This is a genomic window from Streptomyces sp. NPDC036822 (assembly GCF_055609145.1).
In genome coordinates, this window is the sequence record NZ_JBVJPY010000010.1 from 225534 (window position 1) to 246442 (window position 20909).

Sequence of the window (20909 nt, forward strand, 5' to 3'; positions counted from 1 at the left end):
CTGTGGAGGACGGGTCCGGGGCCAGGCGGCCTCGGCCGGAGGGCCGGCCGGGTGGGGGCGCTGGGCCGGGTCGAGGGGGACGGGGCCCCGGTCCGAAGTCGGAGGTCACCGGTCGGGGCGCGCCCCGGGGATCTCAGGGATGCGTGGACGTCTTGGAGTCCTGGGGCGGGGTGTCGGAGTCGCCCGCCGTCGCCAGGTAACCGCCCGCGCCCAGGGCGCCGACGACCACGACCGCGGCGATGGAGAGGGTGAGGCGGCGCTTGCGAACCGCCTCCGCCTTGTGGCGGGCGGAGCCGGGGCGCCGGGCGCCGGCCGGGCGGGGGGCGCGGGCGGTGCCCAGGGGGCCGCCGGAGAGCTCGTCGGGGGCGGGAACGCGCATGGAGGTGTGCGTGTCGCGGTTGGAGTCGGGTGAGGCACCCGGGACCAGCGGGACGGCGGCCCGGCGCGGGGCGGACCCGCCGGCCGTCGCGGCGGCGCCCGTCGGGTACGGGTCCTCGTCCTGCGGCTCCGCGGCGGGCTCGGCGTCCGGCTCGTCCACGTCGAGCGGCGGGATCCCGGCGAGCAGCGGCAGGACCTCGCGCAGCCGGACGCCCAGCTCCGAGGCGCGCAGGCGGGAGGCGGGCGCCTTCGCCAGGCACTGGACGATCAGCTGCCACAGCTCCTCGGGGATTCCCGGCAGCGGGACGACGGTCTCGGTGACGTGCCGGCGCAGCACCGCGCCGGGGTGGCCTCCGCCGAAGGGCGTGAACCCGGCCAGGAGCTCGTACAGCACCGTGGCCAGGGCGTAGATGTCGACCGCGGCGCGCGGGGGCAGGCCCTCGACGATCTCCGGGGCCAGATAGTCCGGCGTGCCGATGATCCGGGTGGCCTTGGTGCGGCCCGGGGTGTCGATGAGCTTGGCGACGCCGAAGTCGGTGAGGAGCGCGGGGTGGGAGCCGCCGGGGCCGAGCGGGCCCTCCATGTCGAGGAGGATGTTCTCCGGCTTGACGTCCCGGTGGACGACTCCGGCGGCGTGCGCCGCCGCGAGACCGTCGGCGACGTCGGCGATGATCGAGACTGCCGCCTCGGGGGCGAGCCGCCGCTCGCGGTCGAGACGGGTACGCAGGTCGGTGCCGCGGACCAGGTCCATGACGAGCGCGAGGTCGTTGCCGTCGACGACGAGGTCGCGGACGGCGACCACCCGCGGGTGGTCGAGACCGAGCAGGGCGGTGCGCTCCTGGACGAAGCGTCCGACGAGCTCCTGGTCGGAGGCCAGGTCCTCGCGCAGCAGCTTGATGGCGACGGGGCCTTCGGGGCCCTCGCCGAGCCACACCGTGCCGGCGCTGCCCCGCCCGAGGATCTGGTGGGCCGTGTAGCGGCTGCCGATATTCCGTGCCAAGACTGCTCCCTCAGCGGCTGGCGGTCGCGACAAAGTTACGCGTCCCCGGGCGCCGGTCGTCACTTCCGAGGGGAAATCACCCCTCGGAAGTCGATAAATCGGCAGTACTGCCGCCCCGTACCGCCGGTAGGGGGCGGAACTACCGCCCCGTACCGCCGGTGGTCGTACCGCTGCCCGCGCTGCTGCCGAGCTCGGAGACCCAGGTGGAGACCGACGAGATCATGTCCCCGATCGCCTCCCAGTAGCCCTTGCCCTCGGCGACCCAGCTCTGCAGCGGGGTCAGCTCCCAGATGAGCCAGCCGGCGACCACGAACAGCACGATCGTGAACAGACAGCCCTTGAGGCAGCCAAGGCCGGGGATCCGCATGGGGTTCGCGCTGCGTGCGCGCGGCGGGCGCGGCTCACGCGGGGCCGGCGCCTGGGGCGGCGGCTGCGGCGGCCGGTACTGCTGCTGGGGCTGCGGCGCGTACTGCTGCTGCGGAGGCTGCTGCGGGGCGTACTGCTGCCGCTGCGGCGGCCGCTGCTGGTGCTGCTGCGGCTGCTGGTACTGCTGCGGTTGCTGTCGCTGCGGCGGCTGCGGCTGCGGCGTGTAGGGCTGCGGCTGGCGCTGGGGTCGCCGGCGCAGCGGGTCCTGGCTCGGGTCCAGGTACTGCACCTGCGTCTGCTCGTTGCGGTCGCGCGCCGCGCGCAGCTGGCTCTGCCAGGGGTGCGGTTCGTCGCTCTGCGGAGCCTGTGGCGGCTGGGCGGGTACGGGCGGCAGGACCGCGGTCGGGTCGGCGCCCGCCCCCGGACCGCTGGTCGGCATGACGCTGGTGGCGGCGGCCGGGTCGTACTGGTGGGCCCCGGCGCCGCTGGGCAGCACCTGGGTCGGGTCGGCCGCTCCGGGCGTCTCCGGGACGGGGGCGGGCGCCGGGTCGGGGCCGAGCAGGGCGCCGACGCCGTCGGCCGCCTCGATCTGGGCGGGCGTGGCGTGCACGCCGATGCCGGACGCGACCGTGCGCAGCGCGCGGGCCAGGTTCTCGGCGCTGGGCCGGCGGTCCGGGTTCTTGCTCAGGCAGCGCTCTATCACCGTCCACAGGGGCCCCGGGACGGTCGAGGGGCGGTGCGGCTCCTCGCTGAGGTGCCGGTGGAGGACCTCCAGGGCCGTGCCGCCCGCGAACGGGGGACGCCCGGTGACCAGTTCGTAGAGCAGGATGCCGGCGCCGTAGATGTCGACGGCGGAGGTCTGCGGGCGGCCCTCGGCCGACTCCGGCGCGACGTACGCGGGCGTGCCGACGAACTCGTGCGTACGGGTCAGGCCGGGGGAGTCGGCGAGGCGCGCGATGCCGAAGTCGGTGAGCATCGGGTGCATCCGTCCGTCGCGCTCGGCGAGCAGGACGTTGGCGGGCTTCAGGTCGCGGTGGACGACGCCGTCGGCGTGGCTGGCGGCGAGGGCGTCGGCGATCTGCGCGGTGAGCAGCGCCGCGGCGACCGGGGTGAGCGGACCGTTCTCACGGATGTAGCGGTGCAGGTCCGGGCCCTCGACGAGGTCCATGACCAGGGCGAGGACGTCACCCTCGACGACCAGGTCGCGGGTCCGCACGATGTTGGGGTGGGTGAGCCGGAGCAGCACGGACCGCTCGCGCAGGAAGCGCATCACGATGTCCGCGTCGTTGGCCAGCTCCTCCTTGAGGACCTTGATCGCGACGGTCTCTCCGGGCTGGCCCGGCACGGCGGCCTCGGCGCCCGCCGTCTCCCGCTGGCGGGCTCGCCAGACGGTGCCCGTGGCGCCGCGGCCGAGCGGCTCCTCGAGCAGGTACTTGCTGCCGATTGGCCGCACGTCACGCGCTCCCTGCTGATCGTGGTCCTGGACCCCCCGCGGTCCCTGTCCTCTTTTGTGACCCGTCCGGGGGTCCAACCCACTTTAGTGCCGCCGAACGGGTCAGCGGACGATCGCGAGACGGCCGATTCCGGCGCAGGACTTGTCCGAAAACAAGACGCATTTGTCGTACCGGAGGTTGCGGGAAGCGACGCGAGCCGTACCCAACCAGGCACTTTTACGTCCACAGCCGACCATTCAAGATCACTTCGAGGCGACCCGCGGGCGGGTTGTCAGCGGCAGGTGCGAGGATGCACACAGCACGTCGCATCAGGGGTCGGGAGCCCCGCGCCGTGCCGACCTGTACCGGACGACGCGTCCGTGCGGGTGGGGGAGGTCACAGGGCGGCTCCCCTGCCGGGCACCACGCGCAGAAGGGACCGCTGACGGCGATGCAGATCCGGCTGACCGTCCTCGCGCCGCACGCCGGCCACGGCACCGGGCGCGCCTGCGACGTGCTCGTCACCGCCCCCGCGGGGACGGCGCTGGCCGCCGTGGCCTCCCAGCTCGCCGCGGCCGTCTCCGGCCCGGAGACCTCCTCCTCCGGCACCACGGTGCTCTACGCCGGCCCGGAGCGGCTCGACACCCGGCGGTGCTCCCTCGGCGAGCCCCCGCTGGTCGACGGCGCGGTCCTCACCCTCCAGGTTCCCGGCGCGGACGACCGAGTGGGCGAAGGCGCCTCGGCCCGGCTCCACGTGGTCGCGGGTCCGGACGCCGGCGGGGTGCACCTCCTGCACGGCGGCCCGATCCGGGTCGGCCGCTCCCTCGACGCGGACGTCCCGCTCGACGACCCCGACGTCTCCCGGGTGCACTGCACGGTGACGGTCGGCGACGACGGCCGGGTCACGGTCGCGGACCTCGGTTCCACGAACGGCACGACGCTGGACGGCGAGCCCGTCGGCGCCCGCCCCGTCCGCCTGTCGCCCGGCGCGCTCCTGCGTCTGGGCGAGTCCGCGGTGCGCCTGGCCGGCCCGGGCGACTGCGGTACGGACTCGCTGCCCACGACCCCGGACGGCGAAGGCCACCTGCGGGTCGGGACCGGGACCGGAGGCGACCCGGCCGGGACCGGCGCGGGCCACGACCGGGGCGCCGGCTCAGGGGCGGCCTCGGGAACGCTCTCCGGGGCCGTGCACCCCGTGGACGCGCGCGACCGGGCGGTCACGGACGCCCGCCGCACCGGCGCGGACGACGGCTCCCGCACCGGCGGTACACCCCTGGACGCGCGGCGGGACCCGGGCGCCGGTCCGCACGGTGCCGAGGCGGACCGCGCCACGGACTCCTGGCCGACCCCGGCCCCGACGCCGGGCGCGACCCCCGCGCGCGACGGGCTGCGCCCCCACCCCGCCCACTCCCGCACCGACGACGCCACCCACGGAGGCCCCCTCGGTCACGCGCGCGCCGAGGAGGCGTGGGACGGCGAGGGCGACGCCCACGGCAGGACCCGCCGTCAGGCCGCCTCGCCGGTGCGCGGCAAGCGCGGGATAGGGGCGTGGGCGCGCCGGCTGACCGGGGCCAGGGGCGAGGCGACGGTGCCCGAGGCCGGCGACGACCCCGGCGTCGGCGGCGTGTTCGCCGCGGACCGGGCGGACGGGCGGCCGCTCCCGGCCCCCGAGACCTGGCCGGACCCGGCCGCCGTGCTGCTGACCGCGCTCGGCCCGGGCCCCCGGCTCTGGGAGCGCGGACCCGGCCACCCCGAATCGCTCGTGGTCCGCCTCGGGACGACCGATCGCGCCGAGCTGTCCGGCGTGCCCGTCACCGTCGGGCTGCGGGAGGCCGGGTCGCTCGGCCTGGCCGGGCCCGGCGACCGCCTCGCCGGTCTCGCCCGCTCCGTCGTGGCCCAGCTCGCCGCCCTGCACTCCCCCTCCGAGCTGGAGATCGTGCTGATCAGCGCGGACCGCGGCCGTTCCCTGGAGGAGCGGCGCCGCGCCTGGGGCTGGCTCGGCTGGCTCCCCCACCTGCGGCCTGCGCACGGCCAGGACTGCCGCCTGCTCCTCGCCTACGACCGCGATCAGGCCGAGGCCCGTACGACCGAGCTCACCCGCCGTCTCGACGACGGACCGCTCGGCCCCGGCTGGCCGAGCGCCGACCGCGCGGCCGTCGCCGAGGCCGCCGCCCGCCACGAAGGCCCGGCCACGGTCGTGATCGTGGACGGGGACCCGGGTTCGGCGGCGCTGCGCGAGACGACCGCGCGGCTCGCCGGAGCGGGCGCGGCCGCCGGCATCCATCTGATCTGCCTCGCCGAGGCGCCCGCCGCCTCACCGGTCTCGCCGGTGGCGGCGACGTACGAAAGCGCGTGCGCGGTCTCCCTCCCCTTCCGCGAGTGCGGGGCCGTCGCGCTGCTGAGCGGCGACGTGGCGACGGCGCTGCGGCTGTTGCGTACGGCCGGGGGCCGGGCCGCGGGGCACGGCACCGTGGGCGTCGTGGACGCCGTCTCGGTCGCCTGGGCCGAGCGCTTCGGGCGGGCCCTGGCCCCGCTGCGCACAGAAGCGGCCACCGCGCCGCGCGGCCGGGCCGCGGCGTCGCTGCCCCGGTCCGCCCGGCTGCTCGACGAGCTGGGGCTCGCCCGGGCGACCCCCGCCTCGCTGCTGGCCCGTTGGGCGTCGGCGGCGGACGGGACGGCCGTGCTGGGGGCGGGGCCGCGCGGGCCGGTCTCCGTCGACCTGACCGCGGAGGGGCCCCACCTGCTCATCGAGGGACCGGCCGGCAGCGGGCGCACGGAGCTGCTGCGGTCGATCGCCGCCTCCCTCGCGGCCGGGGGCCGCCCCGACCGGCTGGGACTGCTCCTGGTGGACGGCGCGGGCGGCGAGCGGGGCGAGGGCCTGGCGGCCTGCACGGAGCTGCCCCACGTCACCGAGCACCTGGTCGCCTCCGACCCGGTCCGCATGCGCGCGTTCGCCCAGGCGCTCGGCGCGGAGCTCAAGCGCCGCGCCGAACTGCTGGGCGACGGGCACTTCGCCGACCGCCGTACGGCCCTCCGGCGTCCCGCCACGGACCGCCTGGTCGCGCAGCGGGCGGCGAGCCCGGCGGAGAGCGTGGCGCCGGGCGCGCGTTCGACGGCCCGTGTCCCGGACCCGCGCGGGTCCTCGGGCCGCACGGACCACCCGGGCCCGGACGGCACGGCGGGCGACCGCCCGCACGACCGCCTGAGCGGCCGCACGGTCAGGACCGGCCCCGAGGACCTGACCTACCTCCCCAGCAGCCGCACCCTGCGCCTGGGCCAGTCCCCGACGGGCGACCGCCCCGGTCTCCGACAGGCGGGCGGCGCCGACCCCGCGGCCTCCCCGGCCCGCCCCTCCCGCCCCGGAGGCGACGGCACGCCCGGCGAACGCTCCCTCCGCCGGACACCCGACGACCTCCCGGCCTCCCCCAGCGGCCGCACCCCCTACCCCGGCGGTGACGGCACGCTCGGCGATCGGCCCAGCGGCCGGCTGCCGTTGCGGGGCAGCGCCGATCTCGGCGACCGGTCCAGCGGCCGGATTCCGCGCCCCGCCCCGGAGTCCGAGCCCCTCGGGGACGGGACGCCGAGGGCGCGGACGGAAGCGATCCCGGTCGGCGACGCTCTCGCCGGGGCCTCCGGCGAGACGGGCACGTCCGTGGCGCTTCCCCGGCTCGTCGTCCTCGTGGACGACTTCGACGCGCTGGTGGCGCCCGCCCTCGGCGCCCCCGGACGACCCGCCGCCGGTTCCGTCGTGCGAGCCCTCGAAGCAGTCGTGCGAAGCGGCGCGCGGCTCGGGGTGCACCTCGTGGCGGCCTCGGCCCGCCCGGACCGTACGGCGGACACGGAGCTGGCCCACGGCGCCCGGCTGAGGATCGTGCTCGACGCTCCCCCCGCGACGCCCGGCCCCGACGAGCCCGCGCCCGGCAGGGGGCGGCTCGGGCACCCGGACGGCCGGGTGACCCCCTTCCAGGCGGGACGCGTCACGAGCCGGATCCCGCGGACGGCGACGCTCCGGCCGACCGTGGTCCCCCTGGAGTGGGAGCGGATGGGCGACCCGCCCACCCGCAGACCCGTGCGCGAGCTGGGCAACGGCCCCACCGATCTGGCCCTCCTCGCCAGCGCCCTCGACCGCGCGGCCCGCTCCGTCGACGCCACCCCCGTGGCGCCCCTCACCGCACCCGCCGTCCACCCGTGACGCCCTGACGCCCCGCCACCCGGGCGCACCCACGCCCTGACGCCGAGGCACCGACGCCCTGACACACCCTCGACCTGATTCCGCCGCGCGGCCCGCCCGGCCCGCCCGCGCCTGTCCACCCGCTCCCGGCTGCACCCGCCCCATCCGGTCCCACCCCGTCCCGCCCGTGCCACCCGATCCCGCCCGGCCGCGTCCGTCACGAGCCCATCACGATCCCCCGTCCGGCGCGGGAGGCGGTATTGCGGGCCCCGATCACCGGGCGTAGACCTGTCGGCACTGGCACGAGCACGGGACGAGCACGCGCACAGGGAGACGGGGCAGTCATGCGTACACCTCTTCGTACACGCAAAGCCGCGACGACGATCACCGCCATCACCGCGTTCACCGCACTCGCCCTCGCGGGCTGCGGCGGCGAGAGCAAGGAACCAGGGCCGCCGGCCGGCCCCACCAGCACCGCGGAGAACGGCGGGGGCTCGGTCTCCCTCCCCTCCCTCAAGGGCGAGAACATCCAGGTCGCCGCCGTCTGGACGGGCCCCGAGCAGGAGAACTTCACGAAGGTCCTGAAGGAGTTCGAGAAGCGCACGGGCGCGACCGTCACCTTCGTGCCGGCCCAGGACCCGATCGTGAACTTCCTCGGTACGAAGATCGCCGGCGGTGCCCCGCCGGACGTGGCGATGCTCCCCCAGGTCGGTGCGATCAAGCAGGCCGCCGCCCAGAAGTGGATCAAGCCGGTCGGTCCGGAGGCCAAGGCGCAGCTCGCCAAGAACTACTCCCAGGGCTGGCAGGACCTCGGCGCGGTCGACGGCACGCAGTACGGCGTCTACTTCAAGGCCGCCAACAAGTCCCTGATCTGGTACAACACCGCCGCCTTCGAGAACGCGGGCGCCTCCGAGCCGAAGACCTGGAAGGAGTTCCTCGCCACCGCCGAGACGATCTCGGCCTCCGGCGTCACTCCCGTCTCGGTGGGCGGCGCGGACGGCTGGACCCTCACGGACTGGTTCGAGAACATCTATCTCTCCCAGGCGGGCCCGGAGAAGTACGACCAGCTGGCCCGGCACACGATCAAGTGGACGGATCCGTCCGTCACCCAGGCCCTGACCACCCTCGCGCAGCTGTTCGGCAAGCCGGCCCTCATCGCGGGCGGCGCGGACGGCGCGTTGCAGACGGAGTTCCCCGCCTCGGTCACCCAGACGTTCACGGGCGGCGACCAGCCCAAGGGCGCGATGGTGTTCGAGGGCGACTTCGCCGCCGTCAACATCGCGCAGACGGACGCCGAGATCGGTACGGACGCGAAGGTGTTCCCCTTCCCCGCCGTGGGCGCGGAGTCCCCGGTCGTGACGGCCGGCGACGCGGCGGTGGCGCTGAAGGACACCAAGGGGGCGCAGGCGCTGCTGACCTTCCTCGCCTCCCCCGACGCGGCGAAGATCTGGGCGGGCGCCGGCGGTTTCCTCTCCCCCAACAAGAACCTGGACCCGGCCGCGTACCCGAACGACGTCCAGCGGGAGATCGCCAAGGCGCTGATCGGGGCCGGCGACGACTTCCGCTTCGACATGTCGGACCAGATGCCGCAGTCGTTCGGCGGAACGCCGGGCAAGGGCGAGTGGAAGGCGCTCCAGGACTTCCTCAAGAACCCGAAGGACATCGCGGGGACCCAGGCACGGCTGGAGGCCGACGCGGCCAAGGCGTACCGGAGCTGAGCCGCCGTCATGGCTTCGGTGCCGCGCACAGGGGGGCAAGGCACGCCCCGCACTCCGTACAAGAGCGTCACCGGCACCCGTAAGGCGGTGGCGGCGGGGTTCCTCCTCCCCGCGCTGCTGCTGCTCGGTGCGCTCGTCGTCTACCCGATCGGGTACTCCCTCCAGCGGTCTTTCTTCGACACGGCCGGGACCTCCTTCGCCGGCCTGGACAACTACCGGGAACTCTTCACCGACGACACCCTCCTCACGGCGGTCAGGAACAACGCGATCTGGGTGGTCTTCGCCCCGACCGTCGCCACCGCGCTCGGGCTGATCTTCGCGGTGCTCACCGAGCGGGTGCGCTGGGGGACGGCGTTCAAGCTCGTCGTCTTCATGCCCATGGCGATATCGATGCTCGCCGCCGGGATCATCTTCCGGCTCGTCTACGAGCAGGATCCGGACCGCGGGGTCGCCAACGCCGTCTGGGTCGGGGTGCACGACACCTTCGCCGAGTCGTCCGTCTTCCCCCGGGCCCGCCCGCTCCCGGTGCATCCGCTCGAGGCGGCGGGCGGCGGCGCGTTCGTCACGAAGGAACCCGTCCGCGCGGGCGAGGCCGCACGGCTACCGCTGATCGGGGTCCCGCCGGCGCAGATGCCTCCGGACGCCCGGCCGGCACGCACCGCCGGGACCGCCCCGGCGGGCGGCGGGATCGCCGGCACGGCCTGGCTGGACTTCACCAAGGGCGGGGGCGGGAGGCCGAACGTCGTCGATCCGAAGGAGCTCGGTCTCCAGGGGCTGCGGATCGAGGCGGTGAAGGACGGCCGGGTCGTCGCGAGCACCACGGCCGGCGCCGACGGGCGGTTCGTCCTTCCGGCGACCGCCGACGGAGCCGTCCTGCGGTTGCCGGCGAGCAACTTCCGGGAGCAGTACAACGGCGTCGAGTGGCTCGGGCCCTCGCTCGTCACCCCCGCCGTCATCGGCAGTTACGTGTGGATGTGGGCCGGGTTCGCGATGATGCTGATCGCCGCCGGCCTGGCCGGCATGCCGCGCGAACTCCTCGAAGCGGCCCGCGTCGACGGGGCGAACGAGTGGCAGGTCTTCCGCCGCATCACGGTCCCGCTCCTCGCGCCCGTCCTCGCCGTGGTCCTGGTGACCCTCATGATCAACGTCCTCAAGGTCTTCGACCTGGTGTTCATCATCGCGCCGGGCTCGGCGCAGGACGACGCGAACGTCCTCGCGCTCCAGCTGTACCGGTCGTCGTTCGGCACGGACGCGGATCTCGGGATCGGCTCCGCGATCGCCGTCCTGCTGCTCCTGCTGGTGCTCCCGGTGATGGCCTTCAACATCCGCCGCATGCGAAAGGAGGCCCGCCGGTGACCGCCTCGAAGCGTGAGGGCGGCCTGGGCGCACGGATCGCCTCCCGGGCCGCGGGGGGCGCGATGCGGGTCTTCCTCGTCCTCGTCGGGCTCTTCTGGCTGATGCCGACGATCGGCCTGCTGCTGTCGTCGCTGCGCGGCCCGTCCGACATCAGCGAGAGCGGCTGGTGGAAGGTCTTCACCGCCCCGGCGCAGCTCACCACGGAGAACTACGCCGGCCTCCTCGCCGACGAGACGATCACCGGCTCGCTGGTCTCGACCATCCTGATCACGGTCCCGGCGACCGTCCTCGTGGTCGTGATCGGCTCGCTCGCCGGGTACGCCTTCGCCTGGCTGGACTTCCCGGGCCGGGACTGGTGGTTCCTCGTGGTGGTCGGTCTCCTCGTCGTCCCGGTCCAGGTCGCGCTCGTACCCGTCTCGAAGCTCTTCGGCACGATCGGGATCTTCGAGACGACGCTCGGGGTCGTCCTGTTCCACACCGCGTTCGGCCTGCCGTTCGCGATCTTCCTGCTGAGGAACTTCTTCGCGGAGATCCCGAAGGAACTGCTGGAAGCGGCGCGCCTCGACGGGGCGGGCGAGATCCGCCTCTTCACCCGGGTCGTGATGCCACTGGGCGGACCGGCGATCGCCTCGCTGGGCATCTTCCAGTTCCTGTGGGTGTGGAACGACATGCTCGTCGCGCTGATCTTCGCGGACTCCGACTCGCCGCCGATCACGGTGGCGCTGCAACAGCAGGTCCGCCAGTTCGGCAACAACATCGACGTCCTGGCGCCGGGCGCGTTCGTCTCGATGGTGATCCCGCTGGCGGTGTTCTTCGCCTTCCAGCGGCAGTTCGTCTCGGGCGTGATGGCGGGCGCGGTGAAGTAACGGCACCGGAGCGACGCACGGCACGGCCGCCGTACGGGACCGAGGCCGGCCCCGTGTTCGTACGGCAGGCCGTGCCGCCCCCAGGGGGTGTCTTGTCGATCCCGCAAGATCGGCAAGGCGCCCCTGGGCCGCCGGCTTCCGTGCGGAAGGCTGCTACGCCTTGAGCGCGGCCACCGCCGCTCGCGCGAGGTCGTCCAGGTACCCCTGCGGCAGGTCGCCGCGCACCACCACGAGCCGCCAGTACAGCGGGCCCACGACCAGGTCGAGCGCTCGGTCCGGGTCCGTGCCGGCGGGCAGTTCGCCGCGCTCCACGGCCTCGCGCACCACACGAGCCACCACGCCCTGCCGGCCGTCGAGCAGGGCCGCCTTGATCGCGTCGGCGATCTCCGGCTGACGGGCGGCCTCCACCAGCAGGTCCGGGATGACCCGCGAGGCCACGGGGTGGCGCAGCGCGTGCGAGGCGACTTCGAGGAGCGCCCGCACGTCCCCGTTCAGGGAACCGGTGGAGGGGGCGGGCAGGCCCTGCGCGGCGAAGGCCCCGACCAGGTCGAGGACGAGCGCCAGCTTGGACTTCCAGCGCCGGTACACCGCGGTCTTCCCGACGCCCGCGCGGCGGGCGATGCCCTCGATGGACATCCGGGCGAAGCCGACGGCGGCCAGTTCCTCGAAGACGGCGGTGCGGATGGCCTCGGTCACGTCCTCCCGGAGCACGGCGGCTCCCGCGGGGGCGCGACGAGGGGTTCCGGAAGGTGTGGTCATGCCCGCGATGATATCCACCGCTCACGTCACGACGGAACGGTTGCGTTCCGACGTGACCCGCCCGTACGCTCCACGAAGCGACGATACGGACCCGTCCCGTCGTTGCCACGCTCGCCGAAGCCGTTCCAGCGAAAGCGACCCGACCCGTGACCACCACGACCGACACCGCCCCCGCCACCCCCGGGGCCGGCGCAGCCGCCGCGACCACCGCCCGCACATCGACCGACCCCCCGGCCCCCACCCCGCCGCACCACGCACCCCCGGAGGATCTGCGCGCCCTCGCCCTCCGCCACGGCCTCTCCGTCAGCGGCGCCCGGCCGCCCCTGCCCGCGTACGTCCGGCAGCTGTGGTCACGCCGGGCCTTCGTCACCGCGTTCGCGACCGCCCGCCTGACCGCCCAGTACAGCCAGGCCAGGCTCGGCCAGGTCTGGCAGGTGATGACCCCGCTCCTCAACGCGGCGGTGTACTACCTCGTCTTCGGTGTCCTGATGGATGTCAGGCGCGACATCCCGGACTACGTCCCCTTCCTCCTCACAGGCGTCTTCGTCTGGACCTTCACTTCCCAGTCGGTCCTGGCCGGTACCCGCGCCATCAGCGGCAACCTCGGACTCGTCCGCGCCCTGCACTTCCCGCGGGCGAGCCTCCCGATCGCCGTCGCGCTCCAGCAGCTCCAGCAGTTGGTCTTCTCGCTCGGCGCGCTCACCGCCATCCTGTTCTGCTTCGGCGAGTTCCCCGCCTGGAGCTGGCTGCTCGCCGCCCCCGCGCTGTTCCTCCAGGCGCTCTTCAACACGGGCGCCGCCCTCGTCATGGCCCGCCTGGCCGCCCGTACGCCGGACATCGCCCAGCTCATGCCCTTCCTGCTGCGCACCTGGATGTACGTCTCCGGAGTCATGTGGTCGATCCGGCACCTCGAAGCGAGCAGTCGGCTGCCGCAGGCGCTGATCACGGCCCTGGAGGCCAACCCGGTGGCGCTCTACATCGACCTGACGCGCTGCGCGCTGATCGGCGGCTTCACCGCCGACCAGCTCCCCCCGCACGCCTGGGCGTTCGCCACGGGCTGGGCGCTGCTGGCCTTCGCCGGCGGCTTCCTCTACTTCTGGACCGCCGAGGAGACCTACGGCCGTGGCTGACCACACGAACACGGAACGGACCCCGACCGTCGTCGTGGACGGCGCCCACGTCCACTACACCGTGCGGGGCGGGCGGCCCGGGAAGGGCGGCGCGACCGCGGCCCTGAGCCGGCTGATCCGCCGCGGGGAGACCCCCGGAGCGCACACGGTGCACGCGGTCCGAGGCGTCAGCTTCGCCGCGTACCGAGGCGAGGCGATTGGCCTGATCGGTTCGAACGGATCCGGGAAATCCACCCTCCTCAAGGCCGTGGCCGGACTGCTGCCCGTCACCGAGGGCACGATCTACACCCAGGGCCGGCCCTCGCTCCTCGGCGTCGACGCGGCACTGATGAACGATCTGACCGGCGAGCGCAACGTGATCCTCGGCGGGCTGGCGATGGGGATGAGCCGCGCGGAGATCGACGCCCGTTACGAGCGGATCGTGGAGTTCTCCGGGATCGACGAGAAGGACGACTTCACCTCGCTCCCCATGCGGACGTACTCCTCCGGCATGGGCGCCCGCCTCCGTTTCTCCATCGCGGCGGAGAAGAGCCACGACATCCTGCTCATCGACGAGGCGCTGGCGACGGGCGACGCGCGGTTCCGCCGGCGCAGCCGGCGGCGGATCGACGAACTGCGGGCCGAGGCGGGCACCGTCTTCCTGGTCAGCCACTCCCTCGGCACCATCACGGAGACCTGCGACCGGGTGCTGTGGCTGGAGGCGGGGACGCTGCGCCGGGACGGGCCGGCGGCGGAGGTGGTGGACGCGTACGAGGAGTTCACCAGGACGGCGGGACAAAAAGGGAAATAGCACCACCAAGCGCCATAGAGTGCAGTTCCGATGACGACGCATCGAGACTCCACCCCAGCGCCCCCGCCCGGCAGCGCCACCGGCACCCCGGGCCCGGCCGCCGAGCCCGAAATCGAGCCCGGGACCGGCACCGGCACCGGCTCACGGGCCGACTCACGGACCGGCACAGGCTCACGGGCCGACTCACGGACCGGCACAGGCTCACGGGCCGACTCACGGACCGGCACAGGCTCGCGGGCCGGCTCCGGTGACCGGCCTGAGTCGCCGCCCGGCTGTGCCCCTGCGCCACCCGGGCTCACCGGCTCGCCGTTCGAGTCGGAGACGTTCACGGCGGCCACGTTCGTCGCCGTCGGCCGCGGCCCCTGGATCGCCCTGGCCGTCGTCTGGCTGGTCACCCGGGCCGGCATGCTGCTGCTCCTGCTGCGCGACAGTCTGGGCGTCGGCGGCGTGGGCCGCGAGGTGCACGTCCTCTACCAGCACTGGTACCGCCAGTTCGCGCACGGCACCTTCCCGGCGGGCGACGTCACCTGGCAGTACCCGCCCGGTGCCGGACTCGTCATCATGTCCCCCGGCGCGCTGCCCTGGCTCACGTACTTCCAGGCCTTCGTCGCGCTCACCCTCCTCGCCGACGCCGCCGTGGTCCTCGCCCTCGCCCGTGCCGACAGCCACCGCCTCACCCACGGCTCCTGGGTCTGGGTCTGCGGGCTGCCCCTGCTCCTGCACCTGCCCCTCGCGCGGTACGACGTACAGGTCACCGCCCTCGCCGTCCTCGCCCTCCTCGCGATGAAGTCGCGGTTCGCCGCCGGCCGGATCCTCGGCGGAGCGCTCGCCGCCGTCGGCACGCTGGTCAAGGTGTGGCCGGTGCTCACACTGATCGGCACCCCCCGGGGCCGTACCACCCGCGACACCTGGACCGCCGCCGCCGTCACCGCCGGCGCCCTGCTCACCACCCTGGCGCTCTGCTTCTCGGACTCCCTCGGCTTCCTGCGCCAGCAGGGCAGCCGGGGCGTCCAGATCGAGTCGCTCGGCGGCACCGCGCTCGCGCTGGGCAGGACGTCGGGCGTCTGGCCGGGGACCGTGGAGTACCGCTACGGCGCCTTCGAGTACGTCGGCCCGTACGTCTCAAGCATCGGCCGGCTCGCCCTGCTCCTGACCGTCCTGGCCTTCGTCTGGCTCCTGCTGTGGCGACTGCGGGCCCGCACCTGGACCGCTGCCACCCCGCTGGACGCGGCGCTCGCCGCCGTCCTGCTCTTCACCGTCACCAGCAGGGTCATCAGCCCCCAGTACATGGTCTGGCTGCTCGGCCTCGGCGCCGTCTGCCTCACCTGCCGGGAGACCGTGATGCGCCCGGTGGTGCTGCTGCTCCTGCCGGCCGCGGCGCTCAGCTCGCTCGCGTACCCGGTCCTCTACGACGAGGTGGTGGCCGGCACCGACCGCGGCCTGGCGGTCATGGTGGTCCGCAACGGCCTGCTGCTCGCGGCGGCGCTCGTGGCCGCACGGCGCCTGTGGACGGCGTCGGTCGCCGTGCGCCAGGACGACGACGTGTGAGGGACCGAGGTCCGGGCCCCGAGGCCGGAGAGGCCGACGAGCGAAAGGCCGACGGCGCAGGGCCCCGCCGGAAACCCGGCGGGGCCCTGCGCCGTCACTCGGCCGGTCAGGAGTGCGCGCGCAGCAGCTGGCGCATCGTCCGCATCGCCACCGACAGGTTGGCCAGGTCGAACGTCTCCGAGCCCTGGATCTCCTCCAGGGTCGTCCGCGCCCGCCCCAGGATGGCCGCGTTCCTCTGCTCCCAGGCCTTGAAGCGCTCCTCCGGCGTCGAGGTGCCGTCGCCCGCCGACAGCACGTCCGCCGTGAGGGCGGCGTGCGCGGCGAAGAGGTCCTCGCGGATGGAGGCGCGGGCCATCGACTGCCAGCGGTCCTCGCGCGGCAGCTCGATGATCCGGTCCATGAGCTGGGTGATCCGCAGCCGGTCGGCCAGGTCGTAGTAGACCTCGGCGACCGCCATCGGGTCCTGGTCCGTACGGTCCGCGATCGCGACGATGTCGAGCGTCGGGAAGGCGGAGGAGAACCCGGCGACCCGCAGGGCGAGCTCCTCCGGGACGCCCTCGGCCGTCAGCTCGTCCAGGATCGACTGGTACCACTCCAGGTCCGCGCCGCGCAGCAGCTGCGGCAGCTCGCCCCAGACCCGCTCGACCCGCTCGCCGAAGAAGCCGATGGTCTCGGCGAGCTGGAGCGGCTGCGGCCGGTTGCCGAGCAGCCAGCGCGTACCGCGCTCGACCAGACGGCGGGAGTGCAGCCGCATCCGGGTCTGCACGTCGGCCTGGACCCGGTTGTCGAGCGCCTCGACGGCGTCCCAGACCTCGCCGAGCCGGAAGATGGCGCGGGCGGCGGTCTGCGCGCGGACGATCTCCTCGATCGACGCGCCGGTCTCCTCGCGGAGGCGGTGCAGGAAGGTCGAGCCACCGCTGTTGACGGTGTCGTTGACCAGGATCGTGGTGATGATCTCCCGGCGCAGCGCGTGGGTGTCGATCGCCTCCGGGAACTTCTCGCGCAGCAGCGTCGGGAAGTACTCGTGGAGCAGTCCGCGCAGGTACGGGTCGTCCGGCAGCTCGGTGTGGATCAGTTCGTCGGCCACCGTGATCTTGGTGTACGCGAGGAGGACGGCGAGCTCCGGCTGGCTCAGGCCCTTGCCGCTGTTGAGCAGCTCGCGGATCTGCCGGTCGTTGGGCAGGAACTCCAGCGCGCGGTCGAGGTGTCCGTCCCGGCCCAGTCGGCGCATGAAGCGCTGGTGGGCGTGGAGCAGCGACGGCGACTGGGCGACGGCGTTGGCCAGGGCCACGTTCTGCGCGTAGTTGTTGCGCAGGACGAGCGCGCCGACCTCGTCGGTCATCTCCGCGAGGATGATGTTGCGCTGCTTGACGGTCATGTCGCCTTCGGTGACGAGCCCGTTGAGCAGGATCTTGATGTTGACCTCGTGGTCGGAGGTGTCCACACCGGCGCTGTTGTCGATGGCGTCGGTGTTGACCTTGCCGCCCTCGCCCTCGGGGCCGCCCCTGCGGGCGAACTCGATGCGGCCGAGCTGGGTCAGACCGAGGTTGCCGCCCTCGCCGACGACCTTGACCCGGAGGTCCTCGCCGTTGACGCGGATGGCGTCGTTCGCCTTGTCGCCGACGTCGGCATGGGTCTCGGCGGCCGACTTGACGTACGTGCCGATGCCGCCGTTCCACAGCAGGTCGACGGGGGCGTGCAGAACGGCCTGCATCAGCTCGGCCGGGGTCATCTTGGTGACCCCGTCCTCGATGCCGAGGGCCGCGCGCATGGCGGCGTTGACCGGGATCGACTTGGCGGTCCGCGGGTGGATCCCGCCGCCCGCCGACAGCAGCGCGGTGTCGTAGTCGGCCCACGAGCTGCGGGGCAGCTCGAAGAGGCGGCGCCGCTCGGCGTACGAGACGGCCGCGTCCGGGTTCGGGTCGATGAAGATGTGCCGGTGGTCGAAGGCGGCGACGAGCCGGATGTGCTCGGAGAGCAGCATGCCGTTGCCGAAGACGTCGCCGGACATGTCGCCGACGCCGACGACGGTGAAGTCCTCGGTCTGGGTGTCGTGGCCCAGCTCGCGGAAGTGCCGCTTCACGGACTCCCAGGCGCCGCGGGCGGTGATGCCCATGCCCTTGTGGTCGTAGCCCGCAGAGCCGCCGGAGGCGAAGGCGTCGCCGAGCCAGAAGCCGTAGGCGACGGCCACCTCGTTGGCGATGTCGGAGAAGGTCGCGGTGCCCTTGTCCGCGGCGACGACGAGGTAGGTGTCGTCCTCGTCGTGGCGGACCACGTCGACCGGGGGCACGACCTCGCCGGCGACGAGGTTGTCGGTGATGTCGAGCAGCGCCGAGATGAAGGTCTTGTAGGAGGCGATGCCCTCGGTCAGCCAGGCGTCGCGGTCCACGGACGGGTCCGGGAGCTGCTTGGCGACGAAGCCGCCCTTGGCGCCGACGGGCACGATGACGGTGTTCTTCACCATCTGCGCCTTGACCAGGCCGAGGATCTCGGTCCGGAAGTCCTCACGCCGGTCGGACCAGCGCAGACCGCCTCGGGCGACCTTGCCGAAGCGCAGGTGCACGCCCTCGACGCGCGGCGAGTACACCCAGATCTCGAACGCCGGGCGGGGCGCGGGGAGGTCGGGGATCGCCTGCGGGTCGAACTTCATCGAGACGTACGCGTGCGGCCTGCCGTCCTCGGACTTCTGGAAGAAGTTGGTGCGCAGGGTCGCCTTGATGACGGTGAGGAAGGAGCGGAGGATCCGGTCCTCGTCGAGGGAGGCGACCTGGTCGAGGGCGCCGTCCAGCTCCTCCAGGAGCCCGTCGGTCAGCTCGGTGCCGGCGCGCTGGCGCTCCGGGGACATCCGCGCCTCGAAGAGCGAGACCAGCAGCCGGGTGGTGTGGACGTTGTCGCGGAGGGTGTCCTCCATGTAGTCCTGGCTGAAGGTCGCACCGGCCTGGCGCAGGTACTTCGCGTAGGCGCGCAGCACCATCGCCTGACGCCAGTTGAGGCCGGCGGCGAGCACCAGCGCGTTGAAGCCGTCGTTCTCGGCCTCACCGGTCCAGGTGGCGGCGAACGCCTCCTGGAACCGCTCGCGGGCGTCGTCGGCGAGGTGGTCGCCGTTCCCGGTCGGCATCCGCAGGCCGAAGTCGTAGACCCAGGCGTGCGTACGGTCGGCGCAGCGCAGCTCGTACGGGCGCTCGTCGACGACCTCGACGCCCAGCCGGTTGAGCACCGGCAGGACGGCGGAGAGGGAGACCTGGGGGCCCGTCTTGTAGATCTTGAAGCGGCGCTCGCCGGGGCCCGCGCCGACCGGCTCGTACAGCGAGAGCGCGAAGTCCTTGCCGGTGCGGCCGAGCTGTTCCAGGCGGACCAGGTCCGCGACGGCGGCGCGCGGCGAGTGGTCCGCCTTGTAGCCCTCGGGGAAGGCGTTGCCGTAGCGGCGCAGCAGTTCGGCGGCGCGCTCCTCGCCGAGTTCGGCGTTCAGCGCCTCGCCGAAGCCGTCGGCCCAGGACCGGGCGGCCTCGACGAGCCTGGCCTCGATGCGGTCGGCGTCGGCGTCGGTCAGCTTGGCGAGTTCGGTGCCTGGCTTGACGCGGACGACGAAGTGCAGGCGGGAGAGGATCGATTCGGTGTTCCAGGCGGTGAAGTCGACGCTGGTGCCGTCGAGCTCCTCCTTGAGGATGTCGATGATCCGCAGCCGGACGCCGGTGGTGTAGCGGTCGCGCGGGAGGTAGACGAGGGCGGAGTAGTAGCGCCCGTACTCGTCCTGGCGCAGGTAGAGCCGCAGGCGCCGCCGCTCCTGGAGGTACAGGACGCTGGTGACGATGGACCGGAGCTGGTCGACCGGGGTCTGGAACAGCTCGTCGCGCGGGTAGGTCTCGAGGATCTGGAGCAGGTCGCGGCCGTCGTGGCTGTTGGGCGAGAAGCCGGCGCCGTCCAGGACCTCCTGGACCTTGCGGCTGACCACGGGCACGCGGCGCACGGACTCGGTGTACGCGGCGGAGGAGAACAGGCCCAGGAAGCGGCGCTCGCCGATGACGTTGCCCTCGGCGTCGAACTTCTTCACACCGACGTAGTCGAGGTACGAGGGCCGGTGCACCGTGGAGCGGCTGTTGGCCTTGGTGAGGATGAGCAGCTTGTGCTCGCGCGCCTTGGCCCGGGCGTCGGCGGGCAGCCGGCTGAAGGAGGGCGAGACCGGGTGGGCATGGTGGTCGTCCTTGCCGCTGTGGTGCGGGTCGGAGCGCAGGATGCCGAGGCCGGTGCCGGGGACGGCGGTCAGCGCGTCCCCGTCGACCAGCTCGTACTCGCGGTAGCCGAGAAAGGTGAAGTGGTCGGCGGCGAGCCAGCGGAGCAGCTCACGTGCCTCCTCGACCTCGGTGGGGCGCAGGTCGGAGGCCATGGGCTCGTCGGGGAGCCCGTCGGCGATGCGCATCGCCGCGTCGCGCATCTTCTCCCAGTCCTCGACCGTCTCGCGGACGTCGGACAGGACGCGGAGCAGGTCGGCGGTGATCTGCTTGAGGTCGGAGCGGTCGGTCTCGCGGTCGATCTCGACGTGGATCCAGGACTCGACGAGCGCGTCGTGCGGGAGTCCGGCCTTCGCCGTCCCGCCGTTCTCGGCGGTGAGCACCTCGACGAGCTTGCCGGTGACGTCACGGCGGACGAGGACCTGCGGGTGGATCACGACGTGGATGCCGCGGCCCTGGCGGGAGAGCTCGTTGGTCACGGAGTCCACGAGGAAGGGCATGTCGTCGGTGACGACCTCCACGACGGAGTGGCTGCAGGTCCAGCCGTTCTCCTCCACCGTCGGGGTGTGGACGCGCACGTTGGCCGTGCCCTGCGGGCGGTTCTCGGCCAGCCGGTAGTGCGAGAGCGCGGCGCCGAAGACGTCCACGGGGTCGCGGTCGGTGAGGTCCTCGGGCGCGGTGTGCAGGTAGTAGCGCTGGAGGTAGTCGAGCAGGGTGTCCCGGTCGGGCCTCTCCCCGTGCTCGGGCCCCGTCGGAAGTCGCCCCCCGACCGGGCTGTTCTCAGCTACCCGAGCGGCCCTCTCGAGCAACTCGGCCTTGGCTTCGTCCAGCTTGGTCTGCATGTCCTCTGGCTCCTGTCGCGCGCCGTTGCGTGACGTCGGTGGAAGAAAGGACACAACGCCACGACGCGGGTGTACCGGTCGAAGACGACGTTATGCCGCGGTGAGAGATGTCCGGGCCGGATTCGGCCACAGTGCGCGGCGCGCCCGGACGGTGAAGGCCGGCGAACGCCCTGTCGGCCCGGCCGCTGTCGCGGACCGGGCGGAGGCCGGGGGCTTCGCTGCCCCCACGGCGTATCGCGCTGATCACGGGAAAAGCCTATCGCTCCCTCCCCCCGACCCGTCATGAGCCGTATGTGTACAAAAGCGGGGGTGGAAGTTTGACGT

General features: G+C 73.6%; 11 protein-coding genes. 7 read left to right on the plus strand and 4 right to left on the minus strand.

Annotated features, from left to right (window positions below; translation table 11 throughout):
- Positions 1-133: 133 nt before the first annotated feature.
- Both ACZ68P_RS23425 and ACZ68P_RS23430 read right to left on the minus strand, forming a co-directional pair.
- Positions 134-1378 (minus strand): serine/threonine-protein kinase, encoded by a 1245-nt coding sequence (locus ACZ68P_RS23425; protein ID WP_471009169.1) that lies wholly within the window; start codon positions 1376-1378, stop codon positions 134-136.
- Between the two features lie 139 nt (positions 1379-1517).
- Positions 1518-3197, minus strand: coding sequence for a serine/threonine-protein kinase (locus ACZ68P_RS23430; protein WP_471009172.1), 1680 nt, complete (start codon positions 3195-3197; stop codon positions 1518-1520).
- A gap of 430 nt (positions 3198-3627) precedes the next feature.
- Here ACZ68P_RS23430 and ACZ68P_RS23435 point away from each other — a divergent pair, with 430 nt between their 5' ends.
- The 4 genes from ACZ68P_RS23435 to ACZ68P_RS23450 all read left to right on the plus strand — a co-directional run bounded on the left by ACZ68P_RS23435 (position 3628) and on the right by ACZ68P_RS23450 (position 11287).
- Positions 3628-7368: an FHA domain-containing protein gene (locus tag ACZ68P_RS23435; protein ID WP_471009174.1), complete on the plus strand. Its 3741-nt coding sequence runs from the start codon at positions 3628-3630 to the stop codon at positions 7366-7368.
- 323 nt (positions 7369-7691) lie between these two features.
- Entirely contained in the window at positions 7692-9065 is a 1374-nt protein-coding gene (locus ACZ68P_RS23440; protein WP_471009177.1) for an ABC transporter substrate-binding protein, read from the plus strand.
- Positions 9066-9074: 9 nt separating this feature from the next.
- Positions 9075-10421: a carbohydrate ABC transporter permease gene (locus ACZ68P_RS23445; RefSeq protein WP_471009179.1), complete on the plus strand. Its 1347-nt coding sequence runs from the start codon at positions 9075-9077 to the stop codon at positions 10419-10421.
- A gap of 62 nt (positions 10422-10483) precedes the next feature.
- Positions 10484-11287, plus strand: coding sequence for a carbohydrate ABC transporter permease (locus ACZ68P_RS23450; protein ID WP_471009238.1), 804 nt, complete (start codon positions 10484-10486; stop codon positions 11285-11287).
- Between the two features lie 153 nt (positions 11288-11440).
- On the opposite strand, the gene ACZ68P_RS23455 is transcribed toward ACZ68P_RS23450, so the two are convergent.
- A complete protein-coding gene (locus ACZ68P_RS23455; RefSeq protein ID WP_471009182.1) occupies positions 11441-12046 on the minus strand; it encodes a TetR/AcrR family transcriptional regulator in 606 nt (201 codons plus the stop codon).
- Between the two features lie 146 nt (positions 12047-12192).
- Here ACZ68P_RS23455 and ACZ68P_RS23460 point away from each other — a divergent pair, with 146 nt between their 5' ends.
- The 3 genes from ACZ68P_RS23460 to ACZ68P_RS23470 are packed head-to-tail and all read left to right on the plus strand — an operon-like array spanning position 12193 to position 15514.
- Entirely contained in the window at positions 12193-13176 is a 984-nt protein-coding gene (locus ACZ68P_RS23460; RefSeq protein WP_471009184.1) for an ABC transporter permease, read from the plus strand.
- The gene (locus tag ACZ68P_RS23465; protein ID WP_471009186.1) at positions 13169-13966 is read left to right on the plus strand and encodes an ABC transporter ATP-binding protein; all 798 of its coding nucleotides are present in this window, start codon (positions 13169-13171) and stop codon (positions 13964-13966) included. Before ACZ68P_RS23460 ends, ACZ68P_RS23465 begins: the two co-directional genes overlap by 8 nt.
- Before the next feature lie 30 nt (positions 13967-13996).
- On the plus strand, positions 13997-15514 hold the full coding sequence (locus tag ACZ68P_RS23470; RefSeq protein ID WP_471009187.1) for a glycosyltransferase family 87 protein: 1518 nt from the start codon (positions 13997-13999) through the stop codon (positions 15512-15514).
- A gap of 106 nt (positions 15515-15620) precedes the next feature.
- On the opposite strand, the gene ACZ68P_RS23475 is transcribed toward ACZ68P_RS23470, so the two are convergent.
- Positions 15621-20585 (minus strand): NAD-glutamate dehydrogenase, encoded by a 4965-nt coding sequence (locus ACZ68P_RS23475; protein ID WP_471009189.1) that lies wholly within the window; start codon positions 20583-20585, stop codon positions 15621-15623.
- Between the last annotated feature and the right edge of the window lie 324 nt (positions 20586-20909).

Excerpts from the sequence above, each read along its gene's own strand:
- ACZ68P_RS23435 (WP_471009174.1), top strand. The coding sequence starts at position 3,628 with ATGCAGATCCGGCTGACCGTCCTCGCGCCGCACGCCGGCCACGGCACC.
- ACZ68P_RS23440 (WP_471009177.1), top strand. The coding sequence starts at position 7,692 with ATGCGTACACCTCTTCGTACACGCAAAGCCGCGACGACGATCACCGCC.
- ACZ68P_RS23445 (WP_471009179.1), top strand. The coding sequence starts at position 9,075 with ATGGCTTCGGTGCCGCGCACAGGGGGGCAAGGCACGCCCCGCACTCCG.
- ACZ68P_RS23450 (WP_471009238.1), top strand. The coding sequence starts at position 10,484 with ATGCGGGTCTTCCTCGTCCTCGTCGGGCTCTTCTGGCTGATGCCGACG.
- ACZ68P_RS23455 (WP_471009182.1), bottom strand. The coding sequence starts at position 12,046 with ATGACCACACCTTCCGGAACCCCTCGTCGCGCCCCCGCGGGAGCCGCC.
- ACZ68P_RS23470 (WP_471009187.1), top strand. The coding sequence starts at position 13,997 with ATGACGACGCATCGAGACTCCACCCCAGCGCCCCCGCCCGGCAGCGCC.
- ACZ68P_RS23475 (WP_471009189.1), bottom strand. The coding sequence starts at position 20,585 with ATGCAGACCAAGCTGGACGAAGCCAAGGCCGAGTTGCTCGAGAGGGCC.